Source organism: Agromyces sp. NPDC056965 (assembly GCF_042673425.1).
Taxonomy (GTDB): Bacteria; Actinomycetota; Actinomycetes; order Actinomycetales; family Microbacteriaceae; genus Agromyces.
In genome coordinates, this window is record NZ_JBHURI010000033.1 from 1 (window position 1) to 20815 (window position 20815).

General features: G+C 69.8%; 17 protein-coding genes. 1 reads left to right on the forward strand and 16 read right to left on the reverse strand.

Annotation, left to right across the window (positions count from 1 at the left end; genetic code table 11):
- Positions 1 to 21: 21 nt before the first annotated feature.
- The 12 genes from ACFTQE_RS10225 to ACFTQE_RS10280 form a co-directional block, all read right to left on the reverse strand.
- On the reverse strand, positions 22 to 1008 hold the full coding sequence (locus ACFTQE_RS10225) for an ABC transporter substrate-binding protein (protein ID WP_376924957.1): 987 nt from the start codon (positions 1006 to 1008) through the stop codon (positions 22 to 24).
- Between the two features lie 302 nt (positions 1009 to 1310).
- Positions 1311 to 2252, reverse strand: coding sequence for a type IV toxin-antitoxin system AbiEi family antitoxin domain-containing protein (locus ACFTQE_RS10230; protein ID WP_376924958.1), 942 nt, complete (start codon positions 2250 to 2252; stop codon positions 1311 to 1313).
- 168 nt (positions 2253 to 2420) lie between these two features.
- On the reverse strand, positions 2421 to 3527 hold the full coding sequence (locus tag ACFTQE_RS10235; protein WP_376924959.1) for a LacI family DNA-binding transcriptional regulator: 1107 nt from the start codon (positions 3525 to 3527) through the stop codon (positions 2421 to 2423).
- Positions 3528 to 3539: 12 nt separating this feature from the next.
- Positions 3540 to 5063 carry an L-arabinose isomerase gene (araA, locus tag ACFTQE_RS10240; protein WP_376924960.1) on the reverse strand — a complete coding sequence of 508 codons (1524 nt, stop codon included), beginning with the start codon at positions 5061 to 5063 and terminating at the stop codon, positions 3540 to 3542.
- A gap of 45 nt (positions 5064 to 5108) precedes the next feature.
- Entirely contained in the window at positions 5109 to 6725 is a 1617-nt protein-coding gene (locus ACFTQE_RS10245) for a xylulokinase (RefSeq protein WP_376924961.1), read from the reverse strand.
- Positions 6722 to 7426 carry an L-ribulose-5-phosphate 4-epimerase gene (locus ACFTQE_RS10250; protein ID WP_376924962.1) on the reverse strand — a complete coding sequence of 235 codons (705 nt, stop codon included), beginning with the start codon at positions 7424 to 7426 and terminating at the stop codon, positions 6722 to 6724. The genes ACFTQE_RS10245 and ACFTQE_RS10250 overlap by 4 nt, the downstream gene beginning before the upstream one ends.
- A 172-nt stretch (positions 7427 to 7598) precedes the next feature.
- Positions 7599 to 8717 carry a substrate-binding domain-containing protein gene (locus ACFTQE_RS10255; protein ID WP_376924963.1) on the reverse strand — a complete coding sequence of 373 codons (1119 nt, stop codon included), beginning with the start codon at positions 8715 to 8717 and terminating at the stop codon, positions 7599 to 7601.
- A 76-nt stretch (positions 8718 to 8793) separates the two neighbouring features.
- Positions 8794 to 10149 (reverse strand): multiple monosaccharide ABC transporter permease, encoded by a 1356-nt coding sequence (gene mmsB / locus ACFTQE_RS10260; RefSeq protein ID WP_376924964.1) that lies wholly within the window; start codon positions 10147 to 10149, stop codon positions 8794 to 8796.
- Positions 10146 to 11690: a multiple monosaccharide ABC transporter ATP-binding protein gene (mmsA, locus tag ACFTQE_RS10265; protein WP_376924965.1), complete on the reverse strand. Its 1545-nt coding sequence runs from the start codon at positions 11688 to 11690 to the stop codon at positions 10146 to 10148. The genes mmsB and mmsA overlap by 4 nt, the downstream gene beginning before the upstream one ends.
- A gap of 207 nt (positions 11691 to 11897) precedes the next feature.
- On the reverse strand, positions 11898 to 12953 hold the full coding sequence (locus tag ACFTQE_RS10270) for a LacI family DNA-binding transcriptional regulator (RefSeq protein ID WP_376924966.1): 1056 nt from the start codon (positions 12951 to 12953) through the stop codon (positions 11898 to 11900).
- A gap of 129 nt (positions 12954 to 13082) precedes the next feature.
- A complete protein-coding gene (locus ACFTQE_RS10275) occupies positions 13083 to 14546 on the reverse strand; it encodes an MFS transporter (protein ID WP_376924967.1) in 1464 nt (487 codons plus the stop codon).
- Positions 14547 to 14606: 60 nt separating this feature from the next.
- The gene (locus tag ACFTQE_RS10280) at positions 14607 to 15437 is read right to left on the reverse strand and encodes an aldo/keto reductase (protein WP_375837971.1); all 831 of its coding nucleotides are present in this window, start codon (positions 15435 to 15437) and stop codon (positions 14607 to 14609) included.
- 117 nt (positions 15438 to 15554) lie between these two features.
- On the opposite strand from ACFTQE_RS10280, the gene ACFTQE_RS10285 reads away from it, so the two are divergent.
- Complete coding sequence (locus ACFTQE_RS10285; RefSeq protein WP_376924968.1) at positions 15555 to 16235, forward strand: LysE family translocator; 681 nt, start codon at positions 15555 to 15557, stop codon at positions 16233 to 16235.
- A gap of 47 nt (positions 16236 to 16282) precedes the next feature.
- Here the strand turns inward: ACFTQE_RS10285 and ACFTQE_RS10290 are convergent, their stop codons facing one another.
- The 4 genes from ACFTQE_RS10290 to ACFTQE_RS10305 all read right to left on the reverse strand — a co-directional run bounded on the left by ACFTQE_RS10290 (position 16283) and on the right by ACFTQE_RS10305 (position 20807).
- Positions 16283 to 17227: a cyclase family protein gene (locus ACFTQE_RS10290; RefSeq protein ID WP_376924969.1), complete on the reverse strand. Its 945-nt coding sequence runs from the start codon at positions 17225 to 17227 to the stop codon at positions 16283 to 16285.
- Positions 17224 to 18615: an APC family permease gene (locus tag ACFTQE_RS10295; RefSeq protein ID WP_376924970.1), complete on the reverse strand. Its 1392-nt coding sequence runs from the start codon at positions 18613 to 18615 to the stop codon at positions 17224 to 17226. Before ACFTQE_RS10295 ends, ACFTQE_RS10290 begins: the two co-directional genes overlap by 4 nt.
- A gap of 76 nt (positions 18616 to 18691) precedes the next feature.
- Entirely contained in the window at positions 18692 to 19483 is a 792-nt protein-coding gene (locus ACFTQE_RS10300) for a slipin family protein (protein WP_376924971.1), read from the reverse strand.
- Between the two features lie 133 nt (positions 19484 to 19616).
- Positions 19617 to 20807, reverse strand: a complete 1191-nt coding sequence (locus ACFTQE_RS10305) for a cystathionine gamma-synthase (RefSeq protein ID WP_376924972.1) — start codon at positions 20805 to 20807, stop codon at positions 19617 to 19619.
- Positions 20808 to 20815 lie beyond the last annotated feature (8 nt).

Sequence of the window (20815 nt, forward strand, 5' to 3'; positions counted from 1 at the left end):
GGCATCCGCTCGCTCGGGAACTCAGTACTGACGGTCGGGCAGTGCCTCGATGGCCTGCTCCTGGTCGAACGTCGTCTCCTCGGTGATGATGCGCTGCTCCACCGTGCCGCCGTCGTTCAGGGTGGTGATGATGTCGACGAGCTGCTTGCCGAGCAGGGGCGAGCACTCCACGATGAAGTTGATCTTGCCGTCGGCGAGGGCCTGCATGCCGTCCTTCACGGCGTCGACCGTGACGATCTTGATGTCTTGCCCGGGAACGAGCCCGGCCGCCTCGATCGCTTCGATCGCCCCGAGGCCCATGTCGTCGTTGTGGGCGTACACGAGGTCGATGTCGGGGTTCGACTTCAGCATCGCCTCCATGACCTGCTTGCCACCCGCACGGGTGAAGTCGCCGGTCTGGCTGGCCACGACCTCGAGGTTCGGGTTCTGGCGGATCGTGTCGGCGAAGCCCTCGGCACGGTCGATCGCCGGAGCGGCACCCGTCGTGCCCTCGAGCTGGACGATGTTGACCTTCTCGGCGGAGTCCTTGTACTCGTCGAGCACCCAGAGGCCGGCCTTCTTGCCCTCCTCGATGAAGTCGGAGCCGAGGAACGAGACGTACAGCGACGTGTCTTCGCTGTCGACGGCGCGGTCGGTCAGCACGACCGGGATGCCGGCGGCCTTGGCCTCGTTGAGCACCGCGTCCCAGCCGGTCTCGACGACGGGCGAGAAGGCGATGTAGTCGACGTCCTGCTGGATGTACGACCGGATCGCCTTGATCTGGTTCTCCTGCTTCTGCTGGGCATCGGAGAACTTGAGCTCGATGCCGGCTTCTTCGAACGACGCCTGGATGTCCTTGGTGTTGGCGGTGCGCCAGCCCGACTCGGCGCCGACCTGGGCGAAGCCGACGACGAGCTCGTCGAGCGCCTTGGGGCCCTCGGCCGCGCCGGTGCCGCCGTCGCCGCCCGCGCAACCGGCGAGTACGAGAGCGAGGGATGCCGCTGCGGCGATGCCGATCAGCTTCTTCATCGTGAACCTCCTTGTTCAGTGATCCGGCTGGATGTGCTGCGAGCTCCTGGTTGCCGGTCGGCCAGATCGTTCTGGCCGTGGTGAGATGTTAGCGCTCACTTGTGAGCGCTCACAAGTGGCGACTTCATAACGTATTGGTTACGGCGACGGCCACGCACCAGCTGACCGTCACGCCCGCGCCATGCGTCGGCGGCCGTGCGGTTGTGAGCGCTCATATCCGGGCACATTACCTGGTCGGGACCACTCGTATCGCACCGGACGCACGACATCCACGGTCCTGTGCGACATGAGTGGTCCCGACGTCAGCGCCGCGGGACGCCGAACTCGGTGAGCAGCCGATGCAGGTCGCGCGGCGACCATGCCGTCGACCAGCCCCATCGCACCATCCGCTCACCGCGGCGGCGGAGCGCATCCTCGCGGAGCTTCTCCTCGTAGACGACCTGCGCGGGGTCGAGCCCGCTGACCGAGCGACTGCGCGAGTACTTCAGGCGGCCGTCGAACTCGCCGATCAGGCGGATGCCCCGCCAGTAGAAGTCGACGAGCGCGAACGATCCCAGGATGTCGTCGAACCTCATCTGCAGCTCGGGCGCGATGAAGCCCAGTTCGTGGATGCGCACCCGGCTGACGGATTCGCCGGGGCTGCCCGAACGCCCATCGGCGAACTCGATGGCATGCGCTGCCTTCGCCCTGCCCCGCACCGGGTCGATGAGTTCGAGCTCGAGCTTCAGCGCGCCCCGCGTGACCCCGGGCCGCATCAGACCGGCGTCGAGCATCGGGACGGAGCACACCCACGGCTCACGGACGGCGACGTCGATGAGCGTCCGCAGCAACGAGGTGCATGCCACTCCGTCGATCGTCTCGGCCGTTGGCACGGGACCGGCGCGTCGCGCGACGACGTGCGCGGTGCGCCGACCTCCGTCGCGGTGCTGGGCGGCAGCCTCCACGTGCGTCGGCGAGCGGCCGAGCATCGGAAGGCGGTGCATGGCGGCAGCGGCGCGATGCGAGACCACGAGCGGATGCCGCGCGGCGTCGGCCGTCGCAACGACGAGCCGCCGGTAGCGGTCATCGGGACTGAGTGCCCGCCAGTCATCGTGCTTCGCGTAGACGCCGGAGCGCACGCGAACGAGTGCGCCCTGGCGCTCGAGGCGCTGCACCGCCGATGGATGCACCCCCAGCTCTCGCAGGTCACAGGCGCGGATGAGGCCGTCGCCGATCGCAGCGGCGAGTTCGAATCGTTCGTCCATGGCGCGATGATCGTGCGCTGCGGCCGCAGGGCGTGCGCGGATCTCGATCGGGTGGCCGGGGCGCGGTCGCCGGGGTGCTGTGGAGGACGGGTCGGGACCACCCGTGTCGCACCGGACGCACGACATCCACGGTCCTGTGCGATACGAGTGGTCCCGTACGCGAAGCGGTCAGCGGCGCGCCGGCGGCGCCGTGCTCGCCCGCACGACGAGCTCGGGGACGCGTGCCGTGCGATCCACGGCATCCGCCTCGCCGCGCAGCACCTCGAGCAGGGTCGCGACGACGTCACGTCCGAGCGCGTCGAAGTCCTGCCGCACGGTCGTGAGCGGCGGTGCGAAGTGGGCGGCCTCCGGCACGTCGTCGAACCCGATGACGCTGACGTCGTCGGGCACGCGAACGCCCAGCTCCCGATAGGCGTGCAGCAGGCCGAGCGACATCTGGTCGTTGGAGCTGAAGACGGCGGTCGCCTCGCGATCGTCGGCGAGGCGAAGACCGGCAGCGTACCCGGATGCCGCGAGCCAGTCGCCCTCGATCGGCTCCGGTGCCCGGAGCCCGTGTTCTCGCATGACGTCGCCCCAACCGCGACGTCGCTCGGCGGCATCCATCGATTCGGCCGGTCCGGCGAGGTGCCGGATCTCCCGGTGCCCGAGTTCGATCAGGTGGCCGGTCGCGAGTCGAGCTCCCTCGTACTGGTCCATCGACACGCGGTGCAGCGAGGGCGCCGGCTCCGACGCGACGACGACGAGCGGCACGCCCGCGTCGATGCCGCCGAGCACGGCGACGCCCTCGCGCTCGCCCGAGATGAGCACGATCGCCTCGACGCGCTGCAGCGCCAGGCGATGCACCGCCTGGCGCAGCACGTCGGCGTGGAGCGAGCGCATGCTCGCCTGGCTGACGGTGTAGCCGGCCTCGCGGGCGGCCTCGTTGAATCCGAGGGCGGCGTTCGATGGGCCGTAGTCGGGCCGACCGGCCTGGATCAGTCCGATGACGCCCGATCGTCGCTTCGCCATCGCGCGGGCCGCGGGAGACGGCGTGTAGTCGAGCTCGGCGATCGCCTGCTCGACGCGGAGCCGGGTCGACGCCGCGACCCCGCTCAGGTCGTTGAGCACCCGCGACACGGTCTGGTGCGAGACGCCGGCGCGACGCGCGACGTCGAACATCGTCGGCACCCCCGTGCCGGTCGGCGCGGCAGCGGCACCGGCGAGCACGCCGCCGCCGGGCGTTTCAGCGCCGTGCGCGCCCGTCGCCTCGTCGTCGCGCGATGCGTGCCCGCCCATGTGCCACCCCGATCAGAGGCCTTGCGCCAAGCGGTAGTAGGCCTGGTTCCAGCGTACTTCGCGCTGGAACCCGGGCAGCGTCGTCTCACCGTCGATGACGAGCAGCTCGGCCTTCGCCATCTCGGCGAAGTCGCGGAACACCTCGACGCCGACGGCGGTGGACATGACCGTGTGGTGCGCGGCGCCCGCCGTCAGCCAGGCGGCGGCGCTCGTGCGGAAGTCGGGGGCCGGCTTCCACACGGCACGCCCCACCGGCAGCTTCGGCAGCGGATGCCGCAGCTCGACGTTCTCGACTGCGTTGGCCGTGAGGCGGAACCGGTCGCGCAGGTCGGACAGCGCCACGACGACCGCGGGGCCCGGATCGGCCGTGAAGACGAGGCGCACGGGGTCGCCCTTGCCGCCGATGCCGAGGGGGTGGATCTCGAGCGTCGGCTTCGAGGTGGTGAGCGACGGTGAGACCTCGAGCATGTGCGCGCCGAGGATGAGTTCGTCGCCGGGCGTCATGTCGTAGGTGTAGTCCTCCATGAGCGAGGCACCGCCCGGAAGCCCCGCGCCCATGACGTTCGCCACGCGCACGAGGATCGCGGTCTTCCAGTCGCCCTCCGCGCCGAAACCGTACCCCTCGGCCATGAGCCGCTGCACCGCCAGGCCGGGCAGCTGCTTCAGCGCGCCGAGGTCTTCGAAGCTCGTCGTGAAGGCGCCGAAGCCGCCCTCCTCGAGGAATGAGCGGAGGCCCAGCTCGATCGCCGCGCCGTCGCGCAGCGACTCGTGCCGCTCACCGCCGGCGCGCAGCTCGGGAACGACCTCGTACAGCTCCTCGTACTCGGCGACGAGCGCGTCGACGTCGGCATCGGATGCCGCGGCCACCGCCTCGGCGAGCTCGTTGACGCCCCAGGTGTTGACCTGCACGCCGAAGCGCAGCTCGGCCTCGGTCTTGTCGCCCTCGGTCACCGCCACGTAGCGCATGTTGTCGCCGAACCGGGCGAGCCTCAGGCTGCGGGATGCCGCGAGGCCGGCGGCCGCACGCTGCCACGTGCCGAACTCGGCCTGCACGCGCGGGTCGCTCGCATGGCCGACGATCGTCTTGCGCGGCACGCCGAGGCGGGTCTGGATGTACCCGAACTCGCGGTCTCCGTGCGCCGCCTGGTTGAGGTTCATGAAGTCGAAGTCGATGTCGGCCCACGGCAGCTCGACGTTCGCCTGCGTGTGCAGGTGCGCGAGCGGCTTCTGCAGTGCATCGAGGCCCCCGATCCACATCTTCGCGGGACTGAACGTGTGCATCCACGCGACGAGACCGATGACGTGGTCGGCGGCATTCGCCTCGAGCGCCGTGCGCCGGATCGCGTCGGAGTCGGTGAGCACGGGCTTCCATACGAGCCTCACGGGCACAGCGGATGCCGCGGCGAGCGTCTCGACCACCTGTCGCGACTGCGCGGCGACCTGCGCGAGCGTCTCGGGTCCGTAGAGGTGCTGGCTGCCGGTGAGGAACCAGACCTCGTAACCGTCGAGCGAGGTGGCGAGCGGGGTGCGGGTCATGCGGGTCTCCTGGGTTCGAGGGGTGAGTGGATCGGGCCGCGCCGGTCAGAGCGCTTCGACGGCGGCGGCCTCCACGGCCAGGCCCGCCCGATAGCGGTCGAGGAAGACAGAGAAGCCCGCGACGTCGTCGGGCACCGGGGCGACGGTGTCGACCGCGGCGCCGGCGAACACGCGATCGCGCAGGTAGGTGCCGAGATCCTGGTCGGCGGCGGCCGACAGATAGGAGGCGAGCACGGCGATGCCCCACGCCCCGCCCTCCGACGCGGTCTCCGCGACGGTGACGGGCGTGTCGAGCGCCCCGGCGAGGAAGCGCTGCGCGACGCCCGCGGTGCGGAAGATCCCGCCGTGCGCGTACATCCGGTCGAGCTCGACGCCCTCCGCGGCGAGCACGCCCATGCCGAGCGCGAGGGTGCCGAAGACGCCGTAGAGCTGTGCGCGCATGAAGTTCGCGAGGGTCAGTCGACTGTCGGGCATGCGCACGATGAGCGGGCGGCCTTCGGAGAGGCCCGCGATGGGCTCACCCGCGAGGTGGTTGTATGCGAGCACGCCGCCCGCGTCGGCCTCGCCCTCGAGTGCCGAACGGAGGAGTGCGTCGTATGCGGCATCCGCACCGACCGGGGTGCCGGCCACGACGGCGAACTCGGAGAACAGGCCGACCCAGGCGGCGAGCTCGCTGGCGCCGTTGTTGCAGTGCACCATCGCGACCGGGTCGCCGGCGGGAGTGGCGACGAGGTCGAGCTCGTGGTGCGCGTGCGCGAGCGAGCGCTCGAGCACGACCATCGCGAAGATCGACGTGCCCGCGCTGACATTGCCGGTGCGGGGCGCCACCGAGTTCGTGGCGACCATGCCGGTGCCGGCATCGCCTTCGGGCGGACAGAACCGGGCACCCGGCCGCAGCGCCCCCGACGGATCGAGCAGCGCGGCCCCTGCCGCGGTGAGCGAGCCGGCGTCCTCCCCCGCCTGCAGCACCTCGGGCAGCAGTTCGGCGAGGCGCAGCCCGGGCGCGCGGTCGGTCACGAGCGCGTCGTACGCGGCGACGAGCCCTGCGTCGTAGTCGCCGGTCGCCGAGTCGATGGGGAACATCCCCGACGCATCGCCGATACCGAGCACCCTGCGCCCGGTCAGGCGCCAGTGCACGTACCCCGCGAGGGTCGTGACGAAGCCGAGGTCGGGAACGTGCGGCTCCCCGTCGAGGATCGCCTGGTGCAGGTGGGCGATCGACCATCGCAGCGGGATGTTGCGGTCGAACCGATGGCCGAGCTCGGCAGCGGCAGGGCCGGTCGAGGTGTTCCGCCACGTGCGGAACGGCACGAGCTGCTCGTCGTCCGCGTCGAACGCGAGGTAGCCGTGCATCATCGCCGAGACGCCGATCGCGCCGAACCCCTGCGGCGCCACGTCGTGGCGCCGCAGCGCGTCGGCGACGAGGTCGGCGTAGGCGGCCTGCAGCCCCGACCACACGTCGGCCAGCGAGTAGGTCCAGACGCGATCCTCGAACCGGTTCTCCCATTCGTGGCTGCCGACCGCGAGCACTTCGGTCGGATCCTCGCCGATGAGGCACGCCTTGATGCGCGTCGAGCCGAACTCGATGCCGAGCGACGTGCGCCCGTCGATGATCGCCGTGCGTGCGTCATCCGGATGCCGCGGAGTGCCGGAGGCCGTCACCGCTGCGCCTCCCCGGTCTGGCCGTACACGTTCTGGTACCGGTCGAAGAGCGAATCGATCGCATGCTGCGGCATCGGCACGAGCGGTCCTCCCTCGCGGGCGTAGTGCACGCTGCGGGCGACGTCCTCGAGCATGACGGCCGCCTTCACCGCGTCCGCGGCATCCGCGCCGATCGTGAACGGCCCGTGGTTGCGCATCAGCACCGCGCGCGACCGGTGGCCGCGCAGCGTCTCGACGATGCCGCGGCCGATGGAGTCGTCGCCGATGACCGCGAACGGGCCGACCGGGATCGGCCCGCCGAACTCGTCGGCCATCGCCGTGATGACGCACGGGATCTCCTCGCCGCGCGCCGCCCACGCGACGGCGAAGGTCGAGTGCGTATGCACGACTCCGCCGACCTCTGGCATGTTCCGGTACACGTAGGCGTGCGCCGCGGTGTCGCTCGACGGGCTCCGATCGGAACCGGGCGAGCCAGGGACCACCTCGCCGTCGAGGGTGCAGAGGATCATGTTGCCGGGTGCCAGGTCGTCGTAGGAGACGCCCGAGGGCTTGATCACGAAGAGCTCGGCGCCGGGCACGCGGCTCGAGACGTTGCCGCCCGTCCAGACGACGAGCCCGTTGCGGGCCAGCTCTGCGTGCAGCCTCACGACCTCGTCGCGCACGTGCGCGATCGCCGCCTCGACCTCGGGCTCGAACTCCATGTCGACTCCTTCGTCCGCCACGCTCCGTTAGCGCTAACGAAGCCATGTTAGCGCTAACGAAGCCCGACGCAACCCCGCTCGCCACGGCAGTGGAACGAGGCATCCGCTCGCCGTCGTGACACGACGAAGGCCCCCGCTCCCGAAGGAGCGAGGGCCGACGTGCCGTGGGTGACTAGCCCGCCGAGTTCACGATGTCGAGGAGGTTCGGGTTGTTGGCGTACGCCTCAGCCGCGTTCTCCTTCGTCACGATGACCGGAGCGAGCAGGTACGCGGGAACGACCTTCACGCCGTTGTCGTACTGCTCGGTGTCGTTGACCTCGACCTCTTCGCCCTTCTGGAGCTGCTGGATCATCTTGATCGTCTGCTCCACGAGGAGGGTGGTGTCCTTGTTGATCGTCGAGAACTGCTCGCCGGCCATGATCGACTTGACCGACTCGACCTCGGAGTCCTGACCGGTGACGGTCACCGTCGAGATGTCCTTGCCGGCCTGCTTCGTCGACGTGATGATCGCACGGGCGAGGTTGTCGTTCGGCGAGAGCACGCCGTCGATGTTCTTGTCGGCGTAGTTCGCGGCGAGCAGCGAGTCCATGCGGCTCTGGGCGTTCTCAGCTTCCCAGCCCTGGGTCGCGGTCTGGCCGATCTCGGTCTGGCCCGAGGCGACGACGAGCGTGCCGTCGTCGATCTTCGGCTGGAGGACCTCCATGGCGCCGTTGAAGAACACGGCCGAGTTGGCGTCGTCGGGCGAGCCCGAGAAGAGCTCGATGTTCCACGGAGCGCCGTGACCCGAGCGCTGCTCGAGGCCGTCGAGGAGTGCCTCACCCTGCAGCTGGCCGACCTTGAAGTTGTCGAACGCGACGTAGTAGTCGACGTTCGGCGTGTTCTCGATCAGGCGGTCGTAGGCGATGATCTTGACGCCGGCGTCAGCAGCCTGCTGCAGCTGCGTGCCGAGCTGCTTGCCGTCCTTCGCGCCGATGACGATGACCTTCGCACCGTTCGTCACCATCGCCGAGATCTGGTTCTGCTGCTCGGCGACCGTGTTCGAGGCGGGTGCGTACTGCACGTCGGCCTTGAAGCCAGCCTCGGACAGGCCGTCCTCGAAGAGGCCGCCGGCGAGAACCCAGTTCTCCGACGTCTTGTCGGGCAGCGCGACGCCGATCGTCGAGTCGGCCGCGAAGCCGGCCGCGCCGGTCTCGCCGCCGCCCGAGTCTCCACCTCGGTCGGAGGAGCAGCCGGCCAGCGCGAGGGCTGCGACCGCTGCGACCGCGGTGGCCGCAAGAGTGATTTTCTTCATTGATCTTTCACTTTCTCGATGGGAATTGCAGGACTTCTCGGATGGTGACGATTGGGCGCACGCCGCTCCGGGCGGCTCAGCGCCGAGTGAGGTCCTCAGGCTGCGAGGACACGTTGGACTGGCTCGTCGGCGCGATGGTGGGCGCCTCGTCGGGAGCCTGGGTCTCGAGGCGGGCCTTGCGGCGACCGGACCACAGGCCGACGATCGACGGGCGACCCTGGCGCTTGCTCCAGACGTCGACGCCGACGGCGAGCAGCAGCACGAGGCCCTTGATGATCTGCACCACGTCGGCGCCGGCGCCGATGAGCTGCAGGCCGTTGTTCAGGAAGGCCATCACGAGACCACCGACGATCGAGCCGATGACCGTGCCGATGCCGCCCGAGACCGCCGCGCCGCCGATGAAGACGGCCGCGATCGCGTCGAGCTCCCAGCCGTTGCCGTCCTGCGGGCCCGAGGCGGTGGCGCGTGCCACGTAGATCATGCCGGCGACGGAGGCGAGCACCGACATGTTCATCATCACGAAGAAGTCGACCCGGCGGTCCTTCACGCCCGAGAGCGTGGCGGCGAGGCGGTTGCCGCCGACCGCGTAGATGTGACGGCCGAAGATCGTGTTGCGCGTGATGAACGAGTAGAGGATGACCAGCACCACGAGGATGATGCCCGAGATCGGGAAGCTCGTGCCCGGTCGGCCGGTGGCGAAGAGCCACGCCGCCCACAGGATGACGCCCGCGAGCACGACGACCTTGACGACGCTCACCCAGACGGGCGCCGAGTCGGAGCCCATCTTCTTCTGCTGGCGACGCAGGTGGAGCTCGTTCCAGACGATCCACCCGGCGCCGACCACGCCGAGCAGCATCGTCAGCACGTTGAAGTTGAACGGCAGGGCGAGCTCGGGCAGGTATCCGGCGCCGATGATGCCGAACTCCTGCGGCACGGGCGTGGTGGTCGACTGCCCGATGAACTGGTTGCCGCCGCGGAAGATGAGCATGCCGGCCAGCGTCACGATGAACGCCGGCACGCCGATGACCGCGACCCAGAAGCCCTGCCAGGCGCCGATGGCGACGCCGACCGCGATGCCGAGCAGGATCGCGAGCGGCCACGGGAAGTTCCACTCCGCCATCGACTTCGCCACGATGATGCCCGTGAACGCCGCGACCGAGCCGACCGACAGGTCGATGTGGCCCATGATGATGACCATCACCATGCCGATCGCGAGGATCAGGATGTAGGAGTACTGGTTGACCACGTTGATCAGGTTCGTCGGCGAGAGGGTCAGGCCGTTCGTCCAGATCTGGAAGATCACGATGATGACGATGAGGCTGCCGAGGATGCCGAACTGGCGGAGGCTGGACTGGCCGCCTCCGAAGATCTTGCGGATGTCGGAGAGTCCGCCCTTCTTCTGGGCGGCCGGGTCGTTCGCCGTCGTGCTCATGCGTTCGCCTTCTTCTTGGCGGAGGTCATGCTGCGCATGAGCGCCTCCGGGTTCGCTTCGGATGCTGGGATGTTGTCGGTGATCTGGCCTTCGAACACCGTGTAGATGCGGTCGGCGATGCCGAGCAGTTCGGGCAGCTCGCTCGAGATGAGGATCACGCCCTTGCCCTGCGCAGCGAGCGACTGGATGATCGTGTAGATCTCGTACTTGGCGCCGACGTCGATGCCGCGGGTGGGTTCGTCGAGGATGAGCAGGTCGGGGTCGGTGAACATCCACTTCGCCAGCACGACCTTCTGCTGGTTGCCGCCCGAGAGCTTCGAGACGCCGGCATCGACGCTCGGCGTCTTGATGCGCAGCTGCTTGCGGTAGTCGTCGGCGATGCCGAACTCCCGCGAGTCGTCGACGACGCCGCGCTTGGCGATCTTCGAGAGCTTCGCCGAGACGATCGATCGCTTGATCGTGTCGAGCAGGTTCAGGCCGAGCTGCTTGCGGTCTTCGCTGACGTAGGCGAGGCCGTGCTCGATCGCCGACTCGACGTCCTTCAGCACGATCTCCTGGCCGTCCTTCACGATCGTGCCCGAGAGGTAGTTGCCGTAGCTGCGCCCGAAGATGCTCATCGCGAGCTCGGTGCGCCCGGCGCCCATGAGCCCGGCGAGGCCGACGATCTCGCCGCGTCGCACGTTGAGGCTCGACCCCTTGACGACGAGTCGCTCGGGCACCTGCGGGTGCTGGATCGTCCAGTCCTTCACCTCGAAGAAGACGTCACCGATGTGCGGCGTGCGGTCGGGGAAGCGGCTCTCGAGCGAGCGGCCGACCATGCCGCGGATGATGCGGTCCTCATCGACGCCGCCCGCGTGCACGTCGAGCGTCTCGATCGTGTGGCCGTCGCGGATGATCGTGATCTCGTCGGCGACGGCCTCGATCTCGTTGAGCTTGTGCGAGATCATGATCGACGCGATGCCCTTGCCCTTCAGGCCGCGGATCAGGTCGAGCAGGTGCTGCGAGTCGTCTTCGTTGAGGGCCGCCGTGGGCTCGTCGAGGATCAGGAGCTTCACGTCTTTGACGAGCGCCTTCGCGATCTCGACGAGCTGCTGCTTGCCGACGCCGAGGTGCTTGATCTGCGTGTCGGGGTCCTCGTCGAGGCCGACGCGGGCGAGCAGGTCGATGGCCCGGATCTTCGCCGCGCTCCAGTCGATGCGACCGCCGCGGTTGATCTCGTTGCCGAGGAAGATGTTCTCGGTGATCGAGAGCTCGGGGATCAGCGCGAGCTCCTGGTGGATGATCGCGATGCCGGCGTTCTCGCTCTGGCGGATGTCGCGGAACTGCACCTCCTCGCCGCGGAAGATGATCTGCCCGGTGTAGGTGCCGTGCGGGTAGACCCCCGAGAGCACCTTCATGAGGGTCGACTTGCCGGCGCCGTTCTCGCCGCAGATCGCGTGGATCTCGGCGGGCATCACCGTGAGCGAGACATCCGACAGCGCCTTGACGCCGGGGAACTCCTTGGTGATCGAGCGCATCTCGAGAATGGGCTGGGGGCTCATCGGATGCCTCCTGCGACGCTGCTGCGCCGGTCGTGCCGGCGCAGGGGCATGGTGGACACCGATCCCGACCTGCGGGAGTCCGCAAGGGGTGTCGTCGGCGACTGGTTCACGTGCGACCTCGATGTCATTCGTTCGGGGCGGTTCCTGTGTGCGGTCTCGTGTGACCGTTCACATCGAGACCAATGGTGCATCCGAGATGCGGCGCTGTCAAGCCGAGTCAGTCACGCTTAGATAACGGCGACGGCGATCGGATGCCGCAGCCGACGATCCGCGCACGACGAGCCGCGGCACGATCTCCTCGACCTCGAGCACCTCTCGCCCGTGCACCTGGTTCAGGAGCAGCGCCACCGCGCGGCGGCCGACCTCGCGGAAATCCTGGTGCACCGTCGTGAGCGGCGGCCACACGTGCTGCGCCACCGGGATGTCGTCGAACCCGACCACGCTGATGTCGCCGGGCACGTCGAGGCCGGCGTCGCGGAACGCGTGCATGAGGCCGATCGCCATCTGGTCGTTCGCCGCGAACACGGCGGTGAAGTCGAGGCTGCGGCTGAGCTCGCGCCCGGCGAAGTAGCCGAAGTCGGCGCTCCAGTCGCCGAGGATCGGCGGGTGCAGCGAGAGGTCGGCGTCGTCGATCGCGTCGAGGAATCCGCGCATGCGCGCCTCGGCCTCGATCCAGTCCTGCGGGCCGGCCAGGTGCACGATCTCGCGGTGCCCGAGGCTCACGAGGTGCTGCGTGGCGCGGCGCGCGCCCGTCACCTGGTCGACCGAGAGCGCGAGGTGATCGCTGCGCCCGGTGGACTGCAGGCTCACGAACGGCACGCCGATGGGCGCCGCGGCGAGCACGTCGAAGACCCGCACCTGCGGGGCGATGACGACGAGCCCCTCGATCGCCTGCAGCATCAGGTGCTCGAGCGCGTCGGTGATGGCCTCGGGCGTGACCGACGCCAGGTTCGCGGTGTTGACGTAGTACCCGTGCTCGCGCGCCGCGTCCTCGATCGAGGCGATGCTCGTCGCGGGGCCGTACTCCGAGCTCCGCGCCGCGAGCACCCCGATCGTGTGCGATCGGCTCGTGACGAGGGCGCGCGCCGCGCGGTTCGGCCGGTACTGCAGCGTCTCCATGGCCTGGAGCACGCGCTCCTTGGTCTCGGGCCGGATGCTCGGATGCTCGTTCAGCACCCGCGAGACGGTCTGGTGCGACACCTCGGCGAGGCGCGCGACATCGCGGATGCTGGGCGCCCGCCCTTTGGGAGTCTCAGGATTCACTGCCAACCCGTTCACCCCGATGTGCACGTTCACATCAGCGGCGCTTCCATTATGCATGCGGAGGTCGATTCCCGCGCCATCGAGACGTGTGACAGTCACATGGCGGGCATCCGCACGGCACCCAGCGGGTCAGCTCGCGGTCGACCCCTCGCCGAGCGGGCGCACGCGGCTCGCGAGCAGCACGGCCACGAGTGCGATCGCCACGGTCACGGCGAAGTCCGCGGCGAACATGCCGGAGCCGAGCGCGCTCGAGACGAGGGCCGTGACCGCGAGCGCGATGGCGGCGCCGAGCGACTCGGAGATCGTCAGCGCCGCACTGTTGAAGCCCTGTGCGGAGACGGGTGACAGCGCGAGCACCGCGACCGAGAACCGCGGGTACATGAAGCCCATGGCACCGCCCGCGAGGGTCCACGCCGTGAAGGCGATCGCCGGGGCGAGCGTGAAGAGGGCGACGACGAGCACGACCGCGAGCGAGATCGCGAGGAGGATCGTGCCGATCACGACGGCCTGCGTGTTCGACACCCGAGTGAGCCGGCCCTGCAGCCACGACGCGACCGCCCACGAGACGCCGGCACCGGTCAGCACCGCGCCGGCGAGGCTCGGCGAGAACTCGTAGCGCTCGATGAAGAGGTACGGCAGGTAGATCTCGCTGCCGAAGAAGGCGCCGGCCACGATGAGCTTCAGGAGCACCGTCGCGGGCATGCCGCGGGCGGCGCGCAGGGTGCCCTGCGGCAGCAGGGGCCGGGCGGCGAAGGCGGCCAGCGCGATCGCGGCGATCGCGACGACCCAGCGCCACGGGTCGCCGAGTTCCTTCGAGAGCGACACCCCGAGAGCCGCGGCCGCGGTGAGCACGGCCCAGCCCACGCGGCTGATGCTCCACTCCACCGAGGGGTCGCCCTGCACCTGGTCGCGCACGCGCAGCACGGGCGGCAGCATCATGGCTGCGGCCGGCACGACGAGCGCGATGACGCCGAGGAAGACCCAGTGCCAGCTGATCGTCTCGGCGACGACGCCGGCGAGCGCGGGGCCGATGATCGACGGGATCACCCAGGCGGCGGCGAAGCCCGCGAACACCCGGGCCCGAAGGTCGGCCGGGTAGACGCGGCCGACGATCACGTAGAGCGGCACGATGACGGCGGCGCCCGAGAGCCCGTGCACGAACCGGCCGACGATGAACACCTCCATGTTCACCGCGGTGCCGGCGATCACGAGTCCGACGACGAACAGCGCGGCCGACACGAGCAGCGACGGCAGCGGACCGGAACGGTCGGTCCAGTTGCCGGCGATGACCATGCCGATGATGCCCGCCGCGAGCGGCACCGCGAAGGCCAGGGCGAAGAGCGACTCGCCGTCGAGCTGTTCGGCCACGAGCGGCATGATCGTCGTGACGGCCATGGCCTCGAACGCGGCGAGGAAGATGAGCGAGAACATGCCGATCGAGAGCCACCGGTAGGGCTTCGACAGCGGCCCCGATGCGGGCACCGGCGCGACCGGCGCAGCAGCGGATGCCTCGGCGCGCGGCGTGTTCGAGACGGTCGTCGACTCGTGATCGGTCGAGGGCGGCGCGGGCGTCGGAGCGGTGGGTTCGGTCACCCTGTCGAGCCTACGACTTCAAGCGGACTTGAACTCAAGCGGATGCCGCGGCGCCGGAGCTCAGAACTCCTCGTGCGTGTCGGGGTCGCCGCCCCAGATGCGACCGCGCGACAACGCGGAGATGGCATCGACCTCTTCGGTCGTGAGCGAGAACCCGAAGACGTCGAGGTTCTCGCGGCGGCGCGCGGCATCCGACGACTTCGGAATCGGCACCGCCTCGAGTTCGACGTGCCAGCGCAGCACCGCTTGCGCCGGCGTGACACCGTGGGCTGCGGCGACCTCCGCGACGACCGGCTCCTGCAGCAGTTCGGTGCGCTTCGCGAGCGGACTCCAGCTCATGGTGCGGATGTCGTGCTCGTCGTGGAAGGCGCGCAGCTCCTCTTGCGGGAAGTAGGGGTGCAGTTCCACCTGGTTCACGACCGGCACGATGCCCGTGGTGTCGATGAGCCGGGTCAGCATCTCCTGCGTGAAGTTCGAGACGCCGATCGAACGCACGAGCCCCTTCTCGCGCAGCGAGATCATCGCCCGCCAGCTGTCGAGGTACTTGCCGAGGCGCGGCAGCGGCCAATGGATGAGATAGAGGTCGACCCAGTCGAGGTCGAGGCGCACCCGCGACTGCTCGAAGCTCGCGATCGTCTCGTCGAAGCCATGGTGCTTGCCCGGCAGCTTCGTGGCGATCACGAGGTCGCTGCGGTCGACGTCGGTTCGACGGATCGCCTCGCCCACGGCCTCTTCGTTGCCGTAGTTGAAGGCCGTGTCGATGAGTCGGTAGCCGTCGGCGATGCCCGCCGTGATCGCGTCGATGCCCACCTGGTCGTCGAGCCCGTACGTGCCGAGTCCGATCGCGGGAATCGTGTTGCCGTCGCGGAGTGCGTACGCGGGTGCGATCATCTGTCCATCCTCACGCACGCGGGCGCCGGAAGCCAGAAGCGACGCCCCCCGGCTCCGGACTTTGTTCCGCACCCGCCCATGTCATAGCTTGGGCCGGGAGACCGCGCGTCGAAGGAGATGCCCGAAGAATCCGAACACGAAGGGGCCCAATTGATCTCGCTCGCCGCCGCCTCGGGCATCGCGCTCGTCGAGCTGGGCATGGCGCTCACGCCCGGCCCCAACATGGTCTACCTGGTCTCCCGCAGCATCAGCCAGGGCTGGCGCGCCGGCATGATGTCGCTGGCCGGCACCGCCGTCGGATTCGCCGTGTACATGACGATGGCGAACCTCGGGCTCGCCGCGGTCTTCATCATCGTCCCCTGGCTCTACACCGCGCTGAAGGTCGCGGGTGCGGCCTACCTGATCTGGATGGCGTACCGGACGCTCCGCCCAGGCGGCATGTCGCTGTTCGAGACACGGGACCTGCCCCGTGATTCCGGCGGCAAGCTCTTCCGCATGGGACTCGTGACGAACCTCCTGAATCCGAAGGCGGCGCTCATGTACCTGGCGCTGATACCCCAGTTCATCGATCACGGCGCCGGTGACATCGTCGCTCAGGGATTCCAGCTGGGAGCCATCCAGATCGCGGTGGCGGTGGCCGTGAACGGGGCGATCATCCTCGCGGCGGGCTCGGTCGCGGTGTTCCTCCAGCGCAGGCCCACGTGGATCCGGTGGCAACGGTGGGTCACCGGAACCCTGCTCGGCGCGGTCGGCGTGAAGCTCGCGATCGATGCACCGGCGCCGGCGGTGACCACCTAGTCGGCTTGCGCCCGCTGCCGGTGGCCGCGCACCGGCGCGGCTCCGCGTCAGCCGGCGGCCGGAACCTCGGCGAACGCGCGCACCGGGAAGGTGCCGAATCCGGCGACCCGCGGCGGCACCGCCGTGAAGCGGGCGCCGCGCACCGGCACCTCGTCGAGCGCCGTGAGGTGCTCGACGACGTGGATGCCCGCCGCGAGCAGGATGGAGTGCGCCGGACGCTCGCCGGCCGACTCGGCGTCGTCGATGTTGAGCGAGTCGATGCCGACGATCGCGACGCCGGCGTCGGCGAGGTGCCGGGCGCCCGCCTCGGTGAGGAACGGCGCGCCGTGCAGGTACTCCGGGCGCCCGAAGTGACGGCTCCAGTCCGTGTGCAGCAGCACCGCAGTGCCCGCGAGCTGGCGATCGAAGAAGACCTCTGCGGGGATGCCGCGCTCCGCGGCATCCGTCAGCCTGAAGACCTCGGCCGGGATGCCGACGAGCGTCTCGAGCGACAGGCTCGCGAGGTCGCCGCCGTCGGCGTAGCGGTGGAACGGGCTGTCGAGGTAGGTGCCGGTGTTGCCCGCCAGGTGGATGACGTCGATCTCGAACTCGGTGCCGGGCGCGTAGTGCTCGCGGGACGCCTCGCGCGTGAGATGCGGCGTGATCACCGGCGCCGGGATGCCCGGGTAGGTCACGAGCCCCTCGCTGATCACGTGGCTGAGATCGACGAGGCGCCCGCGCTGCGCGTCGCCTGACGCAGCGGATGCCTCGGCGGCCGCGCCCGTCTCGGCGCCCACGCCCCGCGAGCCCTTGTGCGCCTCCTCGACGATCTCGAGGTTCGAGAGCTCGACGCTGCCGACGAGGGCGAGCCCGAGATGGCGCACGAGCAGCTCGCCGATCTCGGCCTCGGTGAGCTGCTGCGACGGCAGGTCGAGCCGGAACGCCTCGGCGCGCAGCCCTCCCCCGTTGACGAAGGCGATGTCGGCGTCGAAATGGGCGCGGTACTCGGTCATGCGGTCTCCTCGGCGGCGGCGGGGCGGGCGGTCGTCGCTGCGATCTGGCGGGCCCTGCGGGCGCGCACTCGGCGCACGATCGTCACGAGCACGGCGGCTGCGGCGAGCACGAGCGGCACGATGAGGTTCGCCCACGCGAGCACGAGGAGCCCAACGGTCATGATCGTCGCGACGACGGCGAGCCACCACCCGAACGACCAGCGCCGCAGCAGCAGCGTCGCGGCGAGCATGCCCACCGCATAGATCGCGACCATGTTGCTCGTGTGGATCAGGATGAACCCCGTGAGGTCGAGGTCGTTCAGGAGCATGAGGCCGAAGTAGCCGATGATCAGCACGCCGGTGAGGGCGAGCGCCCGGCGGGGCACCTCGCCGTCGGCTGCACCCTTCGCGAAGAACCGGGGCAGGTCGCCGTCACGGCCGAGCGCGGCGCCGAGCTTGCCGAACGCCGGAAGGTAGGCGTTCATCACGCCGAGCGTGACGATCGCCGCGACGATCGCGACGAGCACCGGGCCGATGCCGGGGGCGGTCGTCTCGACGAGGTCGAGCAGCGGTACTTGGCCCTCGCCCGCCCGGTCGCCGAGCACCGCGACGGTGACGAACTGCAGTGCGAGGTAGCCGGCACCGACCACGACGACGGCGATGCCGGTCGCGAGCGGGATGATCTTGCGCGGGTTCTTGAACTCGCCGGCGATGTGGGTGCCGACCTCCCACCCGGCGAAGGCCCAGACGAAGAGGCTGATCGCGACGCCCACCCCGCCCCAGCCGTTCGGCAGGAACGGCGTGAAGTTGGATGCCTCGGCGGCCGGGAACGTGACGGCGACGACACCGACGACCACGGAGATGAGCAGTCCCGTGAGCACGAACTGCACCCACCCGGCGACCCGCACGCCGAACCAGTTGACGATGAACGGGGGCACGAAGACCGCGAAGCCGATGATCGGCACCGCCGAGCGGTCGATGCCGAGCACCGCGACGACGTACTCGCCGCCGAGCACGGCGAGCACCGGGGCGCCGATGCAGACGCCGAAGTAGAACCAGTAGCCGGCCATGCGCGCCGCCGTGTCGCCGAGCGCGCGCCGCGCGTAGCTCGCGACGCCTCCCGCGTCGGGGTAGCGCGAGGCGAGCGCGGCGAAGGTGCCGGCGAGCGGGATCGACAGCACGAGCACCACGGCGACGGCGACGATCGAGGCCGGGCCCGCGGCCGAGGCGGCGAGGCCGGGCAGCACGAGGATGCCGGTGCCGAGCACGCTCGCGATGTAGAGGGCCGTGCCCTGCACGAGGCCGAGGCTGCCGCGGTGCGCCCCGGAATCGGCGGTCGGCGCGCTGCCGGATGCCGCGTGCACGGCGGATGCTGCGCCGGGGGCCACGGCGGTCTGGTTCGAAGTCACCCGCTCATTCTGGAGCATCCCACCGACGCGCGCCGCTGGCAGGAATGACACACTTCATCGAAATACTGCCAGCCGCTCAACCGTGTCGAACCTGGGCGACCGCCGCCTCCCGATCGATGAAGTTCGTGAGGTCGCCGATCGACGCCATGAGCGGCGCCGGGAAGAGGACGAGCGTGTTCTTGTCGACCCCCACCTCGACGAGCGTCTGCAGCGTTCGCAGCTGCAGCGCGAGCGGGTGCGACATCATCGTGTCGCTCGCGACGCCGAGCTGCACGGCCGCCATCGACTCGCCCTCGGCGGCGATGATCTTCGCGCGCTTCTCGCGCTCGGCCTCCGCCTGCTTCGCCATGGCGCGCTTCATCGAGTCGGGCAGCAGGATGTCCTTCAGCTCGACGAGCGTGACCTCCACGCCCCAGTCGAGCGTCGTGACATCCAGGATCTCGCGGATGTTCGCGTTGAGCGCCGCGGTGTCGGCGAGCGTCTCGTCGAGGTGGTGCTGGCCGACGACCCGGCGCAGCGTGGTCTGTGCGATCTGGTCGATCGCCGACTTCACGTTCTCGATCGCGATCACCGACTTCACCGCGTCGGCCACCCGGTAGTACGCGACCGCCGAGACCCCGACCGTGACGTTGTCCTTGGTGATGATGCCCTGCGACTGGATCGGCAGCGTGACGATGCGCAGCGACACCTTCGTCATCACGTCGACGATCGGGATGATGAACCGGATGCCCGGTTCGCGCACGCTGTGCAATCGGCCGAAGCGCAGCACCACGCCGCGCTCGTACTGCTTCACGATCTTCACCGACATGAAGAAGAGGACGATCGCGAGGATGCCGACGATGACCAAGGTGATCCAGAGCCAGACCATGAGAGCTCATCTCCCGAGGCGGCGGTTCGTGTCGCTCGCCTGCTCCCATTCTCCCACCGCGAGACCGTGAGCTCGCCGCGAACCCCGCGAAGCACGGCCGCCGACGCGAGGCCCGCGACGCGCACGGATGCCGCTACAGGCGGGCGAGCGCCCCGTCGATGTCGGCGAGCAGGTCGGCGACGTCCTCGATGCCGACCGACAGGCGCACGATCGACTCGGGCACCTCGGCATCGGTGCCCTTCACCGAGGCGTGCGTCATCTCGGAGGGGTAGTTGACGAGCGACTCGACACCGCCGAGCGACTCGGCGAGCTGGAAGAGCTCGGTCGACTCGGCGAACCGACGCGCGGCGTCGCCGCCGCCTGCGAGCGAGATCGAGAGCATGCCGCCGAAGCCCGACATCTGCCGGGCGGCGAGCTCGTGGCCGGGGTGCGACTCGAGGCCCGGGTAGTACACGCGCTCGATGCCCGCGTGCTCGTCGAGACGCCGGGCGATCGCCATGGCGTTGCTGCTGTGGCGGTCCATGCGCACCCCGAGCGTCTTGATGCCGCGAGAGGTGAGGAACGCGTCGAACGGGCCCGAGACGGCGCCCGCCGCGAACTGCGTGAACGTCACGCGCTCGGCGAGGTCGGCGAGTTCGGGGCGGGGCGATCCGCCGCGCGCGTCGAGTCCGGCGGCGAACACGAGCGCCCCGCCGACGACGTCGGAGTGCCCGCCGAGGTACTTCGTGGTCGAGTGCACGACCACGTCGGCACCGAGGGCGAGCGGCTGCTGCAGCGCCGGCGAGGCGAAGGTGTTGTCGACGACCACGAGCACTCCCGCGGCGCGGCCGAGCTCGGCGAGCGCCGCGACATCCGAGATCTTCATGAGGGGGTTCGACGGCGTCTCGATCCAGAGCACCTTCGTCGACGGCTCGATCGCGGCGCGCACGGCGTCGAGGTCGCTCGTGTCGACGGTCGTGTGGCGCACGCCCCAGGCACCGTGCACGCGCCGGATGAGCCGGTGCGTGCCGCCGTAGACGTCGTTGCCGATGACGACGTGGTCGCCGGGCGTCAGCACGGTGCGCAGGAGCGCGTCCTCGGCGGCGAGGCCCGAGGCGAACGACAGGCCGAGCTCACCGCCCTCGAGCGCGGCGAGCTGGGTCTGGAGCGCGGTGCGCGTGGGGTTGCCGCCGCGCGAGTACTCGTAGCCGCCGCGAAGGCCCCCGATTCCGTCTTGCACATACGTGGAGGTCTGGTAGATCGGCGGGATGACGGCGCCGGTGGTGGGGTCGAACTCCTGCCCCGCGTGGATCGCGAGGGTGTCGAAGCGTGCCTGGTCGTGCATGTCGGAAC